Source organism: bacterium Scap17 (genome assembly GCA_013376735.1).
Lineage (GTDB): Bacteria > Pseudomonadota > Gammaproteobacteria > Pseudomonadales > Halomonadaceae > Cobetia.
In genome coordinates this window covers 86,327-101,737 of sequence record VINJ01000001.1, presented here as the reverse complement: position 1 = coordinate 101,737, position 15,411 = coordinate 86,327, and the positions used below count along the sequence as shown (strand labels likewise).

The window sequence follows — 15,411 nt, the reverse complement described above, 5'->3', positions numbered from 1 at the left end:
GAGTCATGACCACCGAGCAGCCCAAAGCCCCAGCCATCAAGGCTTACAGCTACCTTCGCTTCTCCACACCAGAGCAGATGAAGGGTGACAGCTTCCGAAGACAGACCAAGCTAGCCAAGGACTACGCCCAGAAGCTCGGCCTCACACTGGACGATCACAGCTTCCACGATCTAGGTATCTCCGCTTACCAAGGCAAGAACAGACAGACAGGCGCACTAGGGATCTTCCTCCGTGCCGTGGAGGACGAGATCATCGCTGAAGGCTCCTACCTGCTAGTGGAGTCACTCGACAGGATCTCCCGACAGTCAGCCCACAGAGCCGCCAGCGTCCTGAGCAGCATCTGCGAGATGGGTATCAACGTCGTGACCTTGTTCGATGGGAGGGTCTACAGCGCCGAGACCCTAGAGCAAGACCCAATGACCTTCATGATGGCTGTGCTCACCTTCCAGAGAGCCAACGAGGAGTCAGCCACCAAGGCCAAGCGGCTTCGCTCTGTGTGGGAGAGCAAGAGGAAGATGATCGCTGAGGGGAAGCCTGTACGCCTCACCTCTCGCGCTCCTCAGTGGCTCAAGCCATCAGATGACGGTGTGGGCTTCGACATCATCCCTGAGCGTGGCGAGGTGGTCAGGAACATCTTCAAGTGGACACTGGAAGGCACAGGCAAGCAGTCCATCGCTGCGAGGCTCAACAGGGAAGGCGCTCCGATCTTCGGTAGAGGGAAGCTGTGGCACACCAGCTACGTGAGCAAGATCCTCACCAACACTGCCACCTACGGAACACTCACTCCCTTCACCAGCCGTGCCGACAGGAAGGAGCACAGGGAGGCCTGTGAGCCAATCGAGGGCTACTACCCAGCGGTGATCGACAGGGAGACCTTCGAGGCTGTCCAAGCTCTCAAGGCCAGTGCTTCCCCGAGGAGAGGACGACATTCATCGTCACCAGTACAGAACATCGTTGGTGGCCTAGCTGTCTGCCCTCTGTGTGATAGCAGGATGATCAGGGTCACCAAGAACAAGGCCAAGGGATGGGTCTACCTCGTCTGCCACCGAGCCAAGCAAGGAGCTGGCTGCGTCTACAACGCTGTGAGAGTGGACATGGTCGAGCCATTCATCCAAGAAAACATCTCCTACATCGCTGCTCAGTGCCCTGTTGGTGATGACGACTTCGATGAGCGCTTCGATGACCTCATTGGGCAGCTCGAAGGTGTCGAGGGACTGATTCACAACATCGTAACCTCTATCGAGAATGGTCTTGATCCAAGCAAGCACCCTGCCATCGGTGAGCGACTCACTGTCCTACAGGAGCAACAGGAAGCCCTCAAGGAAGAGATCGATCAGATGGGTCAACAAAGGATCAGCTTCAACAATGACGTGGCTCAGAGACGAGCACAGAAGCTAGTGGCAGCGGTACAGGAGAACTGGGAGGACAAGGAGCAGATCAACACGCTCATGCGTGGGTGCTTCTCCAAGGTGGTCGTCGACTTCACTACAGGGCTACTGGAGTTTCACTGGCAGCAAGGCGGTGAGGAAACCCTGATCACTTACACCTTCCTCGAAGAAGAATGGGTAGACCCTAGAGAAGCCTCACAGGAGCCACATGAGAGCCACCTAGCCTAAGACGAACATACACTCATCGACGTACGTACAGCCCCTCACAAAGCCTGTGTGATCCACTGAGGGGCATGTATATCTATAGGCGCTGTCTCTGAGGTGGGGGATCACAAAAATACATCTACCCACTGCTGTTCCCTGATGCAAAAAGCCATCCCTGCGAGTCGTCACAAGGATGGCCAGGATGTTAAGCGGATAGCCCTACTACTGCCGTTCTACAGCTGCCCTACTGCTCAGCCCTTCGCTGTCCTACAGGCACGCTTCACTGATGCCGTTGAGATGTCGAAGTGCTCTGCTGTGGCCTTGATGCTTGCGCTGTTCTCACTACGCCACTGAGCCACCTGAGCGTCATCGATGGTCTTCTCTCTGCCCAGCGCTCGGCCCTCTGCCTTCGCCCGTTCGATCCCTGCCATCTGCCTCGCCTTGATGTTGCTCCTCTCCAGCTCAGCCATACCGGCGAGCATTGTCAGCATCATCTTCCCCATGGGCGTTGAGAGATCGAAGCCTTCACGAATCGAGATCACAGCGACTTCCTTCGCGGCCAGCGCTTCGACTGTCTCCAGCACGTCGATGGTGTTACGGCCAAGGCGATCAATCGCATAGACCACGACGGTGTCACCCTTGCGCACGTACTGGAGGAGCTTGCTCAGCCCTTCACGTTGCTCTGCCTTGATCGCTCCCGAGGTTGCCTCATCGGTGAACCACGTATCGATCTTGTGCTTCTCCTCGATGGTGGCTCGCTGTGTGGCTGTGGTCTGGTCGTCAGTGCTAACGCGCAGGTAGGCGATGGTTGCTGCCATGGTTGGTTACCTTCCTTGGTGGATCACAATCTATGGCTCAATACTATGGGTGGCTCATTGGTATGTCAAACACTATTGATCCATGATGATGGTAACTCCCTAGCGTGGCTCTCAGGGTGTACCTTGTGATCTAAGCTGGCGGCAGGGCTGGCGGACGTGACGGACAGAGGGAAGACGGTGAGGAGTAGCGAGGCTCTCGGCTTGGCTGGCTGGTGACTATCGAAGGCTTTTGTTCTTTTAGGAGAGGTGCAGCGAGGCTGGCTGGCGGCTATTGTGCATATTTGCATGATTGTCAGTGAGAGGAGCAGCGAGGCTGGCGATGAACAAGCACAGTGTCAGGCCATGGGTGGGTGGCTAACGACGAACGAACAGGGGGCTAACGGGGTAGCTGTGTGCGTTCACCCCCATAGATATCGGCTCAGAGATGTGCGCCAAAAAAATAGGCCGGTGCCAACGGTGAGTGAGTCCGTAAGCATCCGACCTAGAGATGTTCGATGTGTTGTCCTGCTGGTGCTGCTGCGCTGATAAAAGGGCGGAAGACCATCAGTTTCTCCGAGCTGCTGCGCTGAGATGCCCGCCAGCTGGGGCTGAGAGGCGTCGCTGTGTGAAATCCATGAGAGATCCTGGGCCTTCGCCTTGCCGATTGTGCGAGAGAGCGCGAGTGGTGAGCCTTCAAGGCCGTCTTGAGCCGAGGCTGTTGGCTGTCGCTGTGCTGTCGGTGCGTTGCCGGTGAGTGGTGGGATCATCCAATACCACCTTCCCTCGATGGAGCCTTTCTCTCTGGGCCGAGTGTCAGCCAAGCGAAGCGCTCACTGTTGGACTCACTGAGGGAGGCTCATGAGAGGTATATACATGGAGGGTGATACATCCCACAGAGGCACTAAGAGACAGCTAAGAGGTGAACTAACAGAGGGACTAGTAGAGGGACTCATAGCTGTTCCTATAGATAGGCAAACAGGGGGGCTTTCTGTTTCCCCCATGAATGGGCACTAATCGCTAGCTCACGTCTCACGGGCGTCTCACGGGCGTCTCAGAGGTGGTCTCATAGGCGGTCTCAGCGTTGGCTCAGGAGTGGATATGCATAGGGGTGGTATCGTCCATAGCTAGCTCACAGAGGGGCACACAGGGAGGCTCACAGAGGGGCACAGTTGGAGAAGCAAAGCGTTCTTCTCCATGAATGGGCACGAATCGACAGCCACTGTGTGGCGCTATGTGAAGCTGTGAGAGCTGATCATCCTTACCTGCCCAATCACACCAGCCATGGCATAGTGAAGCTCAGAGAGGCGCACAGAAGCTCTCAGCGGACAGCAGACCAGACAGCCTGACAACAAGGCTGCTCATTGAATCGCCAAGGGAAGAAGAAGCTCATGGAAGAGAAGCTCAAGCGGCTGAAGGAGTTCAACAGCAAGCCGAAGCGGCCTAGCCAGCGCAGCGAGTGTAAGTGGTGCAAAGAAGAGATCCAGCCAAGAGCCTTGATCTGCGCAAGCTGCCAGCAGCCCCAGAGGAAGAGACATTGGCTCTTGGCTCATCCATCCGTGGCAGTCTCAGCTATGTCGATTCTCATATCTTCAGGCTCATTCTGGGTTGCATGGAAGGCCAACAACCCGCCGCCAGCAGCTCCTAAGGTAGGCGCTTATATAGGTGGGTACGATAAGGAAGGGTTCCACTTCACAACCTACAACTACGGTAATGCACCCACTGCACTCTCAGCGGTTGATCTGAAAATAACGCTCGAGGATAACGACACCACTCATAGCTCATATGCTTTCTTTGAGTTGGCTGAACCAGTTTTTCTTCCAATCGGATCCACCCGCGAGACCATCGCAATCGATTATGACTCTCTTACGCCGAACCGCTCCAAGTGGCGGAGTACCGGCGAAGACAAGGAGTTCAATCTAGGTTTCCTCAGCGTCGCCGCAGCTTGGGGTAGCAATCTCGATTGCGAGATCACACTTTGGTACTCAGTTGCCGGAACAATGTACAACCACGACTCTTCAACCCTCTACAGTAACGGTAACTGCGTCCCCGCAATGGCATGGATGGCTCAATCCTTCGGGCCTTTCGAGGGCAAGCCCATAACAGATGAAGACTGGATCTATAGGGTTAAGGCTCAACCAAGATAATAGGTCTCCAAGAACATAACGCTAGCAGATTGTGGCCGCCGGCCGCGGCGATCTCCAATGCCCTGCGTGCCTGATGCTGGCCACGCACCTCGCTCAGGTCAGGCTCCGGCAGGCGCGCCTGGGTAATGATCGAACACACATGCGGCGTGAGGCGCTCGCGCCCCAGCAGGTGAGCCACCAACTCCAGCAGATGCCCCACCGCCAGTACCTCCAGCTCCTCGGCGAGTGCCGCCTCATCGGCATTGCCGCGCGGCACCACCAGCGTCCGCCCCGCCTTGCGACAGCAGAGTGCGGCTGGCAGCACGCCAGTGACGGCACGGATGCTGCCATCCAGCGCCAGCTCGCCGAGGCACTCCATCGCTGCCACGGCCTCTTCGGGTATCTGCCCGGAGGCGACCAGAATCCCCAGCGCGATGGGCAGATCGAAGCGTCCGCCTTCCTTGGGGAGGTCCGCTGGCGCCAGATTGAGGGTGATGCGCCGTGCCGGAAACTCGAAGCCGGCATTGAGCAGCGCACTGCGCACCCGCTCACGACTCTCCTTCACCGCCGCTTCCGGCAAGCCGACGATGGACAGCCCCGGCAAGCCGTTGGAAAGGTGTACCTCCACCTGAACTTCCGGTGCTTCGAGACCAAGTGACGCGCGCGTGCGCAACATTGCCAGTGACATGAGTCTTCCCTGCGTGATGCCGCCTCTCAGTTGCACGGCGCAATCGGAGCAGGCCCTGGCCTGCCATGAGCACGAAGGCATACACCGCTGCCAACCCTCCCAGCATGGCAAACCTCATACTTTCCAGAAGGCGAGCGCCTCAACGCTTGGTCACTCGACGATTGCCGCAATGCTTCGCATACCACCACGACATGGTCATGCGCCGCCTGGAAGTACGTATTCAGGCGATAATATTCGCCGCCATTTCGTAACTTTCATTACGCCCCATCCTCAAGCAATTACTGGATACGTAACACGAAAACAGGATGTGGATAACATTACATAATCATCGAATGTGGACATTTTTTGAGCGCTCAAAACTTCAGCATTCAAGGCACCCGACACCATCGATGATCAAGCAGCCAACGTCAGGCCAGAACACCCGCAGCCCGCTCTCAACTCACGAGCACCAACCAACAGAAATTAAACTTTATAAGCGCAGGCAGGGTGCTTGGACACTCGACTCAGTCGAGCGATGAAAGCCATGTCAGAGATCAGATTGAGCCAGAGGAGCTCATGAGGCGCGCCTGGCGGAGAGGAATCAGAGAAGGCGCATGCGCTGCGTTCGAGGAATTTGCACGAGCATCGGGTCGTTGATACCCAAGGATTGGCGCCTGAGGACCTGGCGCTGAGTGACGGCTTATTGCTGCCTGGTAATTGAGGGCATCTGGCGCCCTGCGGCTGCGACTGCGACTGCCATTTCAGCTTCACGCGTCGCGACACGCCCGGGGCTGACGATACGGGTCTCTCGCCGGCATGACGCTTACGCTGCCAGCATTGCCGACAAACGCTCTCGGCGAGTTAAAAGTAGCGGCTTTGGCAGCAGCTTCCATGCAAAAGCGCCTTTTTTGGCGCATTTCAGCACCACCAGTCGCCACATGGGCATAGTGTAAGCCCGACTCGAGACCTGGCTGCACCAAGAAAGTGCTCATACAGGGGCAATAGCGTCCTCGAGAGAGCCACAAGAGTGCCGCCGGACGGCGACTGCTGTATATTTGATCGGTTGTCCCGGCCTTGCCGGGAGGACCGCCAAGCTGTCTCACGGAACGCCGCCGCTGCGCGGCAGAGAATCGTCCAACCCACGGAAAGGGCCAGCCATTCAGGACGACTTCGGCTTGTTTCAGGAGCAATACCCATGCAAGACATGCTTGCCCCGCTGGCATCCCTGGCGGATGTGATCGGCATGCTAGGCACCACTCTGGTCGTCGGCGCCTTCTTCCTGCTGCAGCTCGGCAGACTCGATGCCCGCAGCCTGACCTACAACCTGATGAATCTGAGCGGGGCGATCCTGCTGTTGATCAGCCTGTGCATCAATTTCAACCTCGCCAGCTTCGTGATCGAGATCTTCTGGATCATCGCCTCAGTGGTAGGTCTGGTTCGTTGGATGCTGGGCACTCGGCCCCAGACTGCCTGAGGCCGCCCCTGAGAATCAGCGGCGCCCATGACGCAAAAAACCGCCACGCCCCGAAAGGGCGTGGCGGTTTTGGTTCAGCCGTCACCTGACAGGATCAGGCGTCGCGCTGGCGCTCGATTTCCGCGGCATGACTGGCGGCTTCACGCTTCGCCACCGCGGCCTCCCCCTTGTCATCCACTGGCGTGGCGGGCTCGGCAGCCGGTGCATTGCCCGCTACCAGCCCCTGCTTCTCCAGCAGTGCCTCGAGGGCAATGACCTGCTTTTCCAGCGACTCGACGCGGCTGCGCGTACGCGTCAGCACATCCATCATGATGTCGAAGTCTTCACGCGAGACCAGTTCCATGCGGTCGAAGGCACCGCGCATCACCCCTTGCACGGACTTCTGCAGCTCTTCCGGGCCATGCGAGGCATCCTGCAGGCGCTCACCGATCTGCTGGGCCATACGCCCGATGACGTCATTCTTGAACATGCTGCACCTCAGCCGTTGCGGGCCGGCAGCCACCTCAAACGGGCTACCGGTCAGAAAATGATGACACCCCTGTACATGGGGCCGTCGTGTCCTGCTGCAAGGATACGCAACCCTGGAGTCGGGTGCATGCCCCGCATCATCCTGCACCAGACAATCCTCATCGACAGGCACACACCTGCACCACATTAGCACTTGCCCCCACACCCAAAGGCGCAGAAACAGCACCATTACGGTGCATGCCAGATGACCTTCGGATTCAGCCATCTTTGCACAGGCCGAAAGACTGTCAGCCATTCTGCGATAACCAGATGAGTTACAAGGATTTTCAGCCGCATGGCACATCTCGTGCGATGCACTTGTCAGGAACAGGCCGCCAGCTCATCTGACTGGCCATGCTTAACAAGAATGATCATTCCGGTAGCGAACGGGGGCAGCACATGAAACTGATCACCGCCATCATCAAACCCTTCAAGTTGGACGACGTGCGAGAAGCACTGGCCGACAACGGCGTGCAGGGGATTACCGTCACCGAAGTGAAGGGCTTCGGACGTCAGAAGGGGCACACCGAGCTGTATCGCGGTGCCGAGTACGTCGTCGACTTCCTTCCCAAGGTCAAGATTGAAGTGGCTGTCGATGACAGCAGTGTGGAATCGGTACTGGACGCCATCACCCAGGCGGCCAACAGCGGCAAGATCGGCGACGGCAAGCTGTTCGTCACCCCGCTGGACGATGTCATCCGTATCCGCACCGGTGAACGCGGCGCCGACGCTGTCTGAGCCCCGCGCACAATAACAAGGAGAACCCCGCATGAACGAGATCATCGAGGTCAAGTACGCACTTGATACCTTCTACTTCCTGGTGTGTGGCGCCCTGGTACTATGGATGGCAGCCGGCTTTGCCATGCTCGAGGCCGGTCTGGTCCGCGCCAAGAACACCACCGAGATCCTGACCAAGAACGTGGCGCTGTTCGCCATCGCCTGCACCATGTACATGGTCGTCGGTTACCACATCATGTACTCGAGCGCCGAAGGCGGCTTCCTGCCGAGCCTGGGCTTCCTGATCGGTGCCGAGAATACCGCTGAGGAAGCGCTCGCTTCCGGTGGCGACATCTACTATAGCGCGCGTTCCGACTTCTTCTTCCAAGTGGTGTTCGTGGCGACCGCCATGTCCATCGTCTCCGGTGCGGTCGCCGAGCGCATGAAGCTGTGGGCCTTCCTGGCCTTCGCCGTGGTCATGACCGGCGTCATCTATCCGGTGCAGGGTTACTGGACCTGGGGTGGCGGCTTCCTGAGCGCAGCGGGCTTCAGCGACTTCGCCGGTTCCGGTATCGTGCACATGGCCGGCGCTTCCGCCGCCCTGGCAGGCGTGCTGCTGCTGGGTGCTCGCAAGGGCAAGTACGGCAAGAACGGCGAGATCAATGCCATCCCGGGCGCCAACCTGCCGCTGGCCACGCTGGGTACCTTCATCCTGTGGCTGGGATGGTTGGGCTTCAACGGCGGCTCCGAGCTGGTGCTGTCCAACATCGATGAGGCCAACGCGGTCGCTCAGGTCTTCGTCAACACCAATGCCGCTGCCTGTGGTGGTGTCATCGCCGCGCTGATCCTCGCCCGCCTGTGGTTCCGCAAGGCTGACCTGACAATGGCCCTCAACGGCGCGCTGGCTGGCCTGGTCGCCATCACCGCTGGCCCGCTGGCACCGAGCGTCGGTGCTGCCACCCTGATCGGCGCTGTCGGCGGTCTGCTGGTCGTGTTCTCCATCGTCGGTCTCGACAAGCTGAAGATCGATGATCCGGTCGGCGCCATCTCCGTGCACGGTGTGGTCGGTCTCTGGGGTCTGCTGGCCGTGCCGCTGACCAATGACGATGCCACCTTCTCCGCACAGCTGCTGGGCGCCGCCTCCATCTTCGCCTGGGTGTTCATCGCAAGCCTCGTGGTGTGGCTGATCATCAAGGCGATCATGGGGATCCGCGTCAGCGAGGAAGAAGAGTACGAAGGTGTGGATCTGGCCGAATGTGGCATGGAGGCCTACCCGGAATTCACCTCCAGCCGCAAGTAAGCCTGGACGTGACAGCATCTGCAGCCTCAAGACTCCCGCCACCTGGCGGGAGTCTTTTTTCCTGACTGGATAAGCGGTGTATGCTTGAGTCAGAGACCGGCGTGACGAGCAGACCTCGTTACCCGCACCATCACCCAAGGAGAGACACGATGAAACTGGTCACTGCCATCATCAAGCCATTCAAGCTCGACGACGTGCGCGAATCCCTGTCGGAGATTGGCGTGCAGGGTATCACCGTGACCGAGGTCAAGGGATTCGGCCGCCAGAAGGGCCACACCGAGCTGTATCGGGGTGCCGAGTACGTGGTCGACTTCCTTCCCAAGGTGAAGCTGGAAGTCGCGGTGGATGACGCCATGATCGATTCCGTGATCGAGGCGATCACCAATGTCGCCAACACCGGCAAGATCGGCGACGGCAAGATCTTCGTCTCGCCGCTGGAGCAGGTCATTCGCATCCGTACCGGCGAGACCGGCAAGGACGCCGTCTGAGCCTCTGGCGCAAGCCTTTGGCACTGACGTGCTGCCCCGACGGGTGACATGAGCACACAAAAAAACCGCAGGCCATCGGCCTGCGGTTTTTTGTTTCAGCACTTGTCGCTCATAAGTGATCTTCGCGAATCACTTCTCGACCTGATCATTTTTCAACAAAGGCACGCTCGATCACGTAGTCACCCGGCACGCCCATCTTCGGCGAGATGGCGAAGCCGCGCGCATCCAGCATCGCGCTTATGTCGTCGAGCATCGCCGGGCTGCCGCAGATCATGGCGCGGTCACGCTTCGGGTCCAGCGGCGGCAGGCCGATGTCCTCGAACAGCTTGCCGTTCTCGACCAGGTCCGTGATGCGGCCCTGGTTGCGGAACTCCTCGCGCGTCACGGTCGGGTAGTAGATCAGCTTCTCGGCGATCTCTTCGCCCAGATACTCGTGCTTGGGCAGCTCTTCCGCGATCATGTCGGCATAGGCCAACTCGGAGACATGGCGCACGCCGTGCATCAGGATGATCTTGTCATAGCGCTCATAGGTTTCCGGGTCCTGGATGACGCTCAGGAACGGCGCCAGACCAGTGCCGGTGGAGAACAGGTAAAGATTCTCGCCCGGCAGCAGGTCGTCCAGAACCAACGTGCCTGTCGGCTTGCGGGATACCATGATCTGATCGCCCGGCTGCAGGTGCTGCAGGCGTGAGGTCAACGGGCCGTCCTGCACCTTGATGGAGAAGAACTCGAGGTGCTCCTCGTAGTTCGGGCTGGCGATCGAGTAGGCGCGCATCAGCGGCTTGCCTTCGACTTCCAGGCCGATCATCACGAACTGGCCGTTCTTGAAGCGCAGGCTGTCTTCACGCTGAGTGCGGAAGCTGAACAGCGAATCGTTCCAGTGATGGACGTCGATGACTTCGGTTGTGGTCAGACTGCTCACCTGATGGCCTCCCGGGGCGTGGCCCCTCGAATTCGATATTCTCTATTGGCATAAACAAATAACAGCTTATGACCCAATGAACTATGCAGCGATTGTAGTCACTGCAGGGTTATGCGTTAAATGGTTTATCTGGATATAGGTTATCTAGTTTACCAATATTGGTTGCGAATGAATCGCATTTCAACCTCGATCGTGCAGGGTCCGCCCGCTCTGACGGCGAATCCTGCGTTGCGTTCACTTTCGCCTCCTCATCTCTGCCCCTTCACTGCATGCCCCGGGAGGTCGAATGCGCTACAGCCTTCGCCAGCTGGCCGTCTTCGTGGCGGTCGCGCGGCATGACAATGTCTCACTGGCCGCCGACAGTCTGGCCATGTCGCAATCAGCGGCCAGCACGGCACTGGCCGAGCTGGAGCGTCAGTTCGATTGCCGGCTGTTCGATCGCCATGGCAAGCGTCTGCGGCTCAATGGCCTCGGGCGTGAGCTGCTGCCCAAGGCGATCGCGCTGCTGGGCCAGGCCGAGGAGCTGGAGCAGCTGCTCGGTCAGCAGGACGCCACCGGCTCGCTGGAGATCGGCGCGACGCTGACCATCGGCAACTATCTGGCACCCCAGATCATCGGTGACTTTCTGCACCATCACCCCGCCAGCCGCGTCGAGCTGCACGTGCACAACACCCATCAGCTGATCGAAAAGCTGGTGCACTTCGAACTCGACATCGGCCTGGTGGAAGGCGAGGTGGAGCATCCGCTGCTGGAGGCAACCCACTGGGTCAGTGATCGGCTGAGCATCTTCTGTGCGCCGTCACACCCGCTGGCACAGGGTGAGGTCACGCTTGAGCGCCTGCTGGCGGCTCGCTGGATCATGCGCGAGCGTGGCTCCGGCACACGCGGCACCTTCGAGCAGGCATTGCGCCCACATCTGGACGGGCCTTCGACCAGCGTCTCACAGCGCCTCGACATCATGCTGGAGCTGGAACACACCGAAGCCATCAAGCGTGCCGTGGAAGCGGGACTCGGCATCGGCTGCATCTCACGCCTCGCACTGAGAGATGCCTTTCGGCGCGGCAGTCTCGTCGAGCTGCCCACTCCATGGCTGGAGCTGACGCGCGCCTATCGCTTCGTCCACCATCGTGATCGCTTCATCACCCAGGCGATGCGCGAATTCGTCGCCAGTTGCCGCAACCTGAGCGGCAGCGCCTCACGCAGTGACGAGATCATCCTGCCGCAGGTGCCGTGATTCGCACATGCCCAGCCTTCTGCAACCGAGACTGACGCCACAGAGCATCAAGCCACTATAGCCTTGAGACACCAGCCGGCACGACATGAGCCTCAAGGAGATAGTGACCGCTCACACACAAACGCCGCCAGCGTTTCCGATGGCGGCGTCCTGATCTCTAGGCGAAGGAGGGGTGATCAGTGAGTCAGGCCAGTGAAACGTGCCTTGATCTCATCAGCGCTCTCGTGGGAGAGGTCCTTGTCGACGGTTTCCGTCACCAGCTTGGCGACCGGCTTGTCGAGCTTGTCGCGCAGCGCCCCCAGGAACTTGGGCGCGGCGGCGATGATCAGCTGATCGAACTTGCCGTCATTGGCCGTCTGCTTGAGGTATTGCGCTACTTCCTTGGCGAAGAAGTCCTGATGCTTGTCAGAGGTCGCGCCATCATCGCCAGTCTGATGCAGACTGCCGTGCCCGCCGCTGGATTCCCCCTTGCCACCGGTTCTCAGGTCACCGGTATGCTGGCGGCTTTCAGGATGTACGAGGCTTTCCACTTCGGTGACCTTGCCGGCAGCACGGGCAAAGATACGTGCACGTGCGGCATCGGCAGCAACGATGTAAGTAACCATTTACACACTCCCTGTCTCTGGTGAGGCGTCGTTGATCAAGAATGACGATCATCTCGGCGTACATCGCAAGACATGCAGGCGGCGTGGCGAAATTCAACCCTCGCCGTTCATTTCGCGCCGATTCCTCCGCCAGCAGGGCACCTGCACGACACCTGCAAGGCAAGACGACGAAACGCTCGACCACCTCGGCATGGCTGTTGCCATTCCCGACACGGGTGTCGCGACCCCCGGACATGACGTCGATGGCGAAGTGCGTGCTAACATCCGCGCAACGCGGGGTGCCACCTGCCCTTCTGCCACCGCTCCCCTCATCCTGTGGTCTTTTTCGGAGAAGTTTCGATGCGCAATCTGCTCCTGATGCGCCGCCCGCTGCCCCGGCGCGTGCTGGTCACCGCTCACCTGATGCTGCAGCTGGGGTTGCTGGCGGCTGCCTGCGGCTGGACGCTGCAGCAATTGACGCCCATCGGGCCTGACAATTCGCTGGTCGCGCAGTGGCCGGTACTGGCGCAGGGTGTCGGTGGCTTCCTGCTGGCCTTCGTGATGACGCGCCTGCTGTTCGAGTTGCTGATGGCGCCGCATCACCTGCTGAGCATTCGCGGGACCAATCACACCCTGGATGCCGCGGCGCTGGTGACGCGCTCCATCTCGCGCCGCCCGGCGGTGCACGACAATGACGACAGCTGGGTCGGCAAGCCACGCAGCGTCACCTGGCCGCGCGAAGGCGAAGAAGTGCCCGCTGCCGCAACGGCGATAAAGACACCCGCCGATGCGCCTGCCGCTGCATCGCCCAAGGCCGTTGCCAAGCCGCAGGAGCCAAGTCTGGGCAGCGATGAAGAGCTGCCAGACACCCGCAGCAGCGAAGTACGCCGCACCGAGCCCAGCCTCTAGGCGAGCCTCTTTACTCAGAGGAATGTGTTGATAGTGAGTGCCCACTGACTGACTTGCGACTCACACACGACAACGCCCCGCGTGATTTCCATCACGCGGGGCGTTGTCTTTTGACGGCTTACAGCATCCGATCAGCCCGTGGCCTCAATGCCCCAGAATCTGGCTGAGGAACAGCTGGGTCCGTTCGGACTGCGGATTGTTGAAGAACGGCTCCGGCGCGTTCTCTTCGATGATCTGGCCCTGATCCATGAAGATGACGCGGTCGGCGACGGTCTTGGCGAAGCCCATCTCGTGGGTCACGCACAGCATGGTCATGCCTTCATCGGCCAGTTCGACCATGACATCCAGCACTTCCTTGATCATCTCCGGGTCCAGCGCCGAGGTCGGCTCATCGAACAGCATCACCTCCGGGCTCAGACACAGCGAGCGGGCGATCGCGACACGCTGCTGCTGACCACCGGACAGCTGACCGGGGAACTTGTGGGCCTGATCGGCGATACGCACGCGCTCCAGATACTTCATGGCCTCGGCTTCCGCCTCCTTGCGCGGCCGCTTCTGCACCCAGATCGGCGCCAGACAGCAGTTCTCCAGCACCGTCAGATGCGGGAACAGGTTGAAGTGCTGGAATACCATGCCGACGTTGCGACGGATCGCCTCGATCTGCTTGATATCCTGGGTCAGCGGCATGCCGTTGACCACGATATCGCCTTCCTGATGCTCCTCGAGATGATTGATGCAGCGGATCATCGTCGACTTGCCGGAGCCGGACGGGCCACAGATGACGATACGTTCGCCCTTGCGCACGCTCAGGTTGATGTCGCGCAGCACGTGGAAGTCGCCGTACCACTTGTTGAGGCCCTTGAGCTCGATCATCGGGCGCTCATCGGCGCCGGTGTTGCCCTGCGAGGTGGATGTTGTCGTTGTCATGATGAAGATTCCTTGGCGCCGTGATCAGCGCTTCTTGTGACCGGTATGCAGCAGGCGCTCGAGATACTGGCTGTAGCGCGACATGCTGAAGCAGAAGACCCAGAAGACCAGCGCCACGAAGGCATAGCCCTCGATGGAGTAGCCCAGCCATTTGGGGTCGGCGAGACCGGCCTGCACGATGGCGAGCAGATCGAAGAGCCCGATGATCAGTACCAGCGAGGTGTCCTTGAACAGGGCAATGAAGGTATTCACGATGCCGGGAATCATCAGCTTGAGCGCCTGGGGCAGCACGATCAGCCCCATGTTGCGCCAGTAGCCCAGCCCCAGCGCCATGCCGGCCTCGGTCTGTCCCTTCGGGATCGCCTGCAGGCCACCACGCACCACTTCCGCCATGTAGGCACTCTGGAACAGGGTGATGCCGATCAGCGCACGCACCAGCTTGTCGAGATTGACCTCACCGGGCACGAACAGCGGCAGCATCACCGAGGCCATAAACAGCACCGTGATGAGCGGCACACCGCGCCAGAACTCGATGAACACCACACAGATGCTCTTCACGATCGGCATTTCGGAGCGACGCCCCAGCGCCAGCAGGATCCCCAGTGGCAGTGCCGCCACGATACCCACCACCGCCAGCACCAGCGTCAGCATCAGACCGCCCCACTCGTGGGTGCCGACGATCTCGAGGCCGAAGCTGCCGCCATGCAGCAGGAAGTAGGCAATGAAGGGGAACACCGCCAGGCTGACGATGGCGACCCAGCCCTTGGCCGGCAGCTTCGGAATCGCCTGCCAGGCGATCAACGCCGCAAAGACGGCAAAGACGATATCGACCCGCCAGGTTTCCTCACTCGGGTAGAAGCCGTAGATGAACTGATCGAGGCGCGCACTGATGAACACCCAGCAGGCGCCCTCCCCCGTGCAGTCCTCTCGTGAGGTACCGCTCCAGCTGGCATCGATCAGCGCCCACTGCAGGCTGGGCACCACCAGCAGGTAGACCAGATACAGCGCGAACAGCGTGAACAGCGTATTGATCGGTCCGGCGAACAGATTGGCTCTCAGCCAGGCCACCGCGCCGATGCTGTCGCTCGGCGCCGGACGGGAATCGATCATCTTCTCGGTGACCCGTGACAGGGTCTTTTCAATCGACGTCTTTTCAATCGACATGGGCAG

Annotated in this window: 16 protein-coding genes; 9 read left to right on the top strand and 7 right to left on the bottom strand. The window is 59.7% G+C overall.

The features are described 5' to 3' along the window. Nucleotides 1–5: 5 nt before the first annotated feature. On the top strand, nucleotides 6–1,616 hold the full coding sequence (locus FLM52_00455; protein NVN54293.1) for a recombinase family protein: 1,611 nt from the start codon (nucleotides 6–8) through the stop codon (nucleotides 1,614–1,616). 227 nt (nucleotides 1,617–1,843) lie between these two features. On the opposite strand, the gene FLM52_00450 is transcribed toward FLM52_00455, so the two are convergent. Then, nucleotides 1,844–2,410: a recombinase family protein gene (locus FLM52_00450; protein ID NVN54292.1), complete on the bottom strand. Its 567-nt coding sequence runs from the start codon at nucleotides 2,408–2,410 to the stop codon at nucleotides 1,844–1,846. A gap of 1,367 nt (nucleotides 2,411–3,777) precedes the next feature. Here FLM52_00450 and FLM52_00445 point away from each other — a divergent pair. Beyond that, nucleotides 3,778–4,533, top strand: a complete 756-nt coding sequence (locus FLM52_00445; protein NVN54291.1) for a hypothetical protein — start codon at nucleotides 3,778–3,780, stop codon at nucleotides 4,531–4,533. On the opposite strand, the gene FLM52_00440 is transcribed toward FLM52_00445, so the two are convergent. Then, entirely contained in the window at nucleotides 4,514–5,200 is a 687-nt protein-coding gene (locus FLM52_00440) for an ATP-binding protein (protein ID NVN54290.1), read from the bottom strand. The genes FLM52_00445 and FLM52_00440 overlap by 20 nt on opposite strands. Nucleotides 5,201–6,383: 1,183 nt before the next feature. On the opposite strand from FLM52_00440, the gene FLM52_00435 reads away from it, so the two are divergent. After that, complete coding sequence (locus tag FLM52_00435) at nucleotides 6,384–6,653, top strand: hypothetical protein (protein ID NVN54289.1); 270 nt, start codon at nucleotides 6,384–6,386, stop codon at nucleotides 6,651–6,653. A gap of 94 nt (nucleotides 6,654–6,747) precedes the next feature. On the opposite strand, the gene FLM52_00430 is transcribed toward FLM52_00435, so the two are convergent. Further along, nucleotides 6,748–7,122, bottom strand: a complete 375-nt coding sequence (locus FLM52_00430; protein ID NVN54288.1) for an accessory factor UbiK family protein — start codon at nucleotides 7,120–7,122, stop codon at nucleotides 6,748–6,750. A gap of 437 nt (nucleotides 7,123–7,559) precedes the next feature. Here FLM52_00430 and FLM52_00425 point away from each other — a divergent pair, with 437 nt between their 5' ends. From FLM52_00425 to glnK, 3 genes are all read left to right on the top strand, one after another. Further along, on the top strand, nucleotides 7,560–7,898 hold the full coding sequence (locus FLM52_00425) for a P-II family nitrogen regulator (protein ID NVN54287.1): 339 nt from the start codon (nucleotides 7,560–7,562) through the stop codon (nucleotides 7,896–7,898). A 31-nt stretch (nucleotides 7,899–7,929) separates the two neighbouring features. Next, nucleotides 7,930–9,177, top strand: a complete 1,248-nt coding sequence (locus tag FLM52_00420) for an ammonium transporter (protein NVN54286.1) — start codon at nucleotides 7,930–7,932, stop codon at nucleotides 9,175–9,177. 149 nt (nucleotides 9,178–9,326) lie between these two features. After that, nucleotides 9,327–9,665 carry a P-II family nitrogen regulator gene (gene glnK, locus FLM52_00415; GenBank protein NVN54285.1) on the top strand — a complete coding sequence of 113 codons (339 nt, stop codon included), beginning with the start codon at nucleotides 9,327–9,329 and terminating at the stop codon, nucleotides 9,663–9,665. A gap of 145 nt (nucleotides 9,666–9,810) precedes the next feature. On the opposite strand, the gene FLM52_00410 is transcribed toward glnK, so the two are convergent. Beyond that, nucleotides 9,811–10,587 (bottom strand): ferredoxin--NADP reductase, encoded by a 777-nt coding sequence (locus tag FLM52_00410; GenBank protein NVN54284.1) that lies wholly within the window; start codon nucleotides 10,585–10,587, stop codon nucleotides 9,811–9,813. Nucleotides 10,588–10,873: 286 nt separating this feature from the next. Between FLM52_00410 and FLM52_00405 the strand changes: the two genes are divergently transcribed. Beyond that, a complete protein-coding gene (locus FLM52_00405; GenBank protein NVN54283.1) occupies nucleotides 10,874–11,821 on the top strand; it encodes a LysR family transcriptional regulator in 948 nt (315 codons plus the stop codon). A gap of 176 nt (nucleotides 11,822–11,997) precedes the next feature. On the opposite strand, the gene FLM52_00400 is transcribed toward FLM52_00405, so the two are convergent. Beyond that, on the bottom strand, nucleotides 11,998–12,426 hold the full coding sequence (locus tag FLM52_00400; protein NVN54282.1) for a host attachment protein: 429 nt from the start codon (nucleotides 12,424–12,426) through the stop codon (nucleotides 11,998–12,000). 31 nt (nucleotides 12,427–12,457) lie between these two features. Here FLM52_00400 and FLM52_00395 point away from each other — a divergent pair, with 31 nt between their 5' ends. Both FLM52_00395 and FLM52_00390 read left to right on the top strand, forming a co-directional pair. Continuing rightward, nucleotides 12,458–12,784 (top strand): hypothetical protein, encoded by a 327-nt coding sequence (locus FLM52_00395; GenBank protein NVN54281.1) that lies wholly within the window; start codon nucleotides 12,458–12,460, stop codon nucleotides 12,782–12,784. Continuing rightward, nucleotides 12,766–13,314: a hypothetical protein gene (locus FLM52_00390; protein ID NVN54280.1), complete on the top strand. Its 549-nt coding sequence runs from the start codon at nucleotides 12,766–12,768 to the stop codon at nucleotides 13,312–13,314. Before FLM52_00395 ends, FLM52_00390 begins: the two co-directional genes overlap by 19 nt. 144 nt (nucleotides 13,315–13,458) lie before the next feature. Here FLM52_00390 and FLM52_00385 read toward each other — a convergent pair whose 3' ends face one another. Further along, entirely contained in the window at nucleotides 13,459–14,187 is a 729-nt protein-coding gene (locus tag FLM52_00385) for an amino acid ABC transporter ATP-binding protein (GenBank protein ID NVN54279.1), read from the bottom strand. A gap of 78 nt (nucleotides 14,188–14,265) precedes the next feature. Continuing rightward, complete coding sequence (locus FLM52_00380; GenBank protein NVN54278.1) at nucleotides 14,266–15,405, bottom strand: amino acid ABC transporter permease; 1,140 nt, start codon at nucleotides 15,403–15,405, stop codon at nucleotides 14,266–14,268. Nucleotides 15,406–15,411 lie beyond the last annotated feature (6 nt).

Excerpts from the sequence above, each read along its gene's own strand:
- FLM52_00445 (NVN54291.1), top strand. The coding sequence starts at position 3,778 with ATGGAAGAGAAGCTCAAGCGGCTGAAGGAGTTCAACAGCAAGCCGAAG.
- FLM52_00390 (NVN54280.1), top strand. The coding sequence starts at position 12,766 with ATGCGCAATCTGCTCCTGATGCGCCGCCCGCTGCCCCGGCGCGTGCTG.
- FLM52_00405 (NVN54283.1), top strand. The coding sequence starts at position 10,874 with ATGCGCTACAGCCTTCGCCAGCTGGCCGTCTTCGTGGCGGTCGCGCGG.
- FLM52_00420 (NVN54286.1), top strand. The coding sequence starts at position 7,930 with ATGAACGAGATCATCGAGGTCAAGTACGCACTTGATACCTTCTACTTC.
- FLM52_00400 (NVN54282.1), bottom strand. The coding sequence starts at position 12,426 with ATGGTTACTTACATCGTTGCTGCCGATGCCGCACGTGCACGTATCTTT.
- FLM52_00385 (NVN54279.1), bottom strand. The coding sequence starts at position 14,187 with ATGATCGAGCTCAAGGGCCTCAACAAGTGGTACGGCGACTTCCACGTG.
- FLM52_00430 (NVN54288.1), bottom strand. The coding sequence starts at position 7,122 with ATGTTCAAGAATGACGTCATCGGGCGTATGGCCCAGCAGATCGGTGAG.
- FLM52_00455 (NVN54293.1), top strand. The coding sequence starts at position 6 with ATGACCACCGAGCAGCCCAAAGCCCCAGCCATCAAGGCTTACAGCTAC.
- FLM52_00450 (NVN54292.1), bottom strand. The coding sequence starts at position 2,410 with ATGGCAGCAACCATCGCCTACCTGCGCGTTAGCACTGACGACCAGACC.
- FLM52_00435 (NVN54289.1), top strand. The coding sequence starts at position 6,384 with ATGCTTGCCCCGCTGGCATCCCTGGCGGATGTGATCGGCATGCTAGGC.
- FLM52_00380 (NVN54278.1), bottom strand. The coding sequence starts at position 15,405 with ATGTCGATTGAAAAGACGTCGATTGAAAAGACCCTGTCACGGGTCACC.
- glnK (NVN54285.1), top strand. The coding sequence starts at position 9,327 with ATGAAACTGGTCACTGCCATCATCAAGCCATTCAAGCTCGACGACGTG.
- FLM52_00440 (NVN54290.1), bottom strand. The coding sequence starts at position 5,200 with ATGTCACTGGCAATGTTGCGCACGCGCGCGTCACTTGGTCTCGAAGCA.
- FLM52_00425 (NVN54287.1), top strand. The coding sequence starts at position 7,560 with ATGAAACTGATCACCGCCATCATCAAACCCTTCAAGTTGGACGACGTG.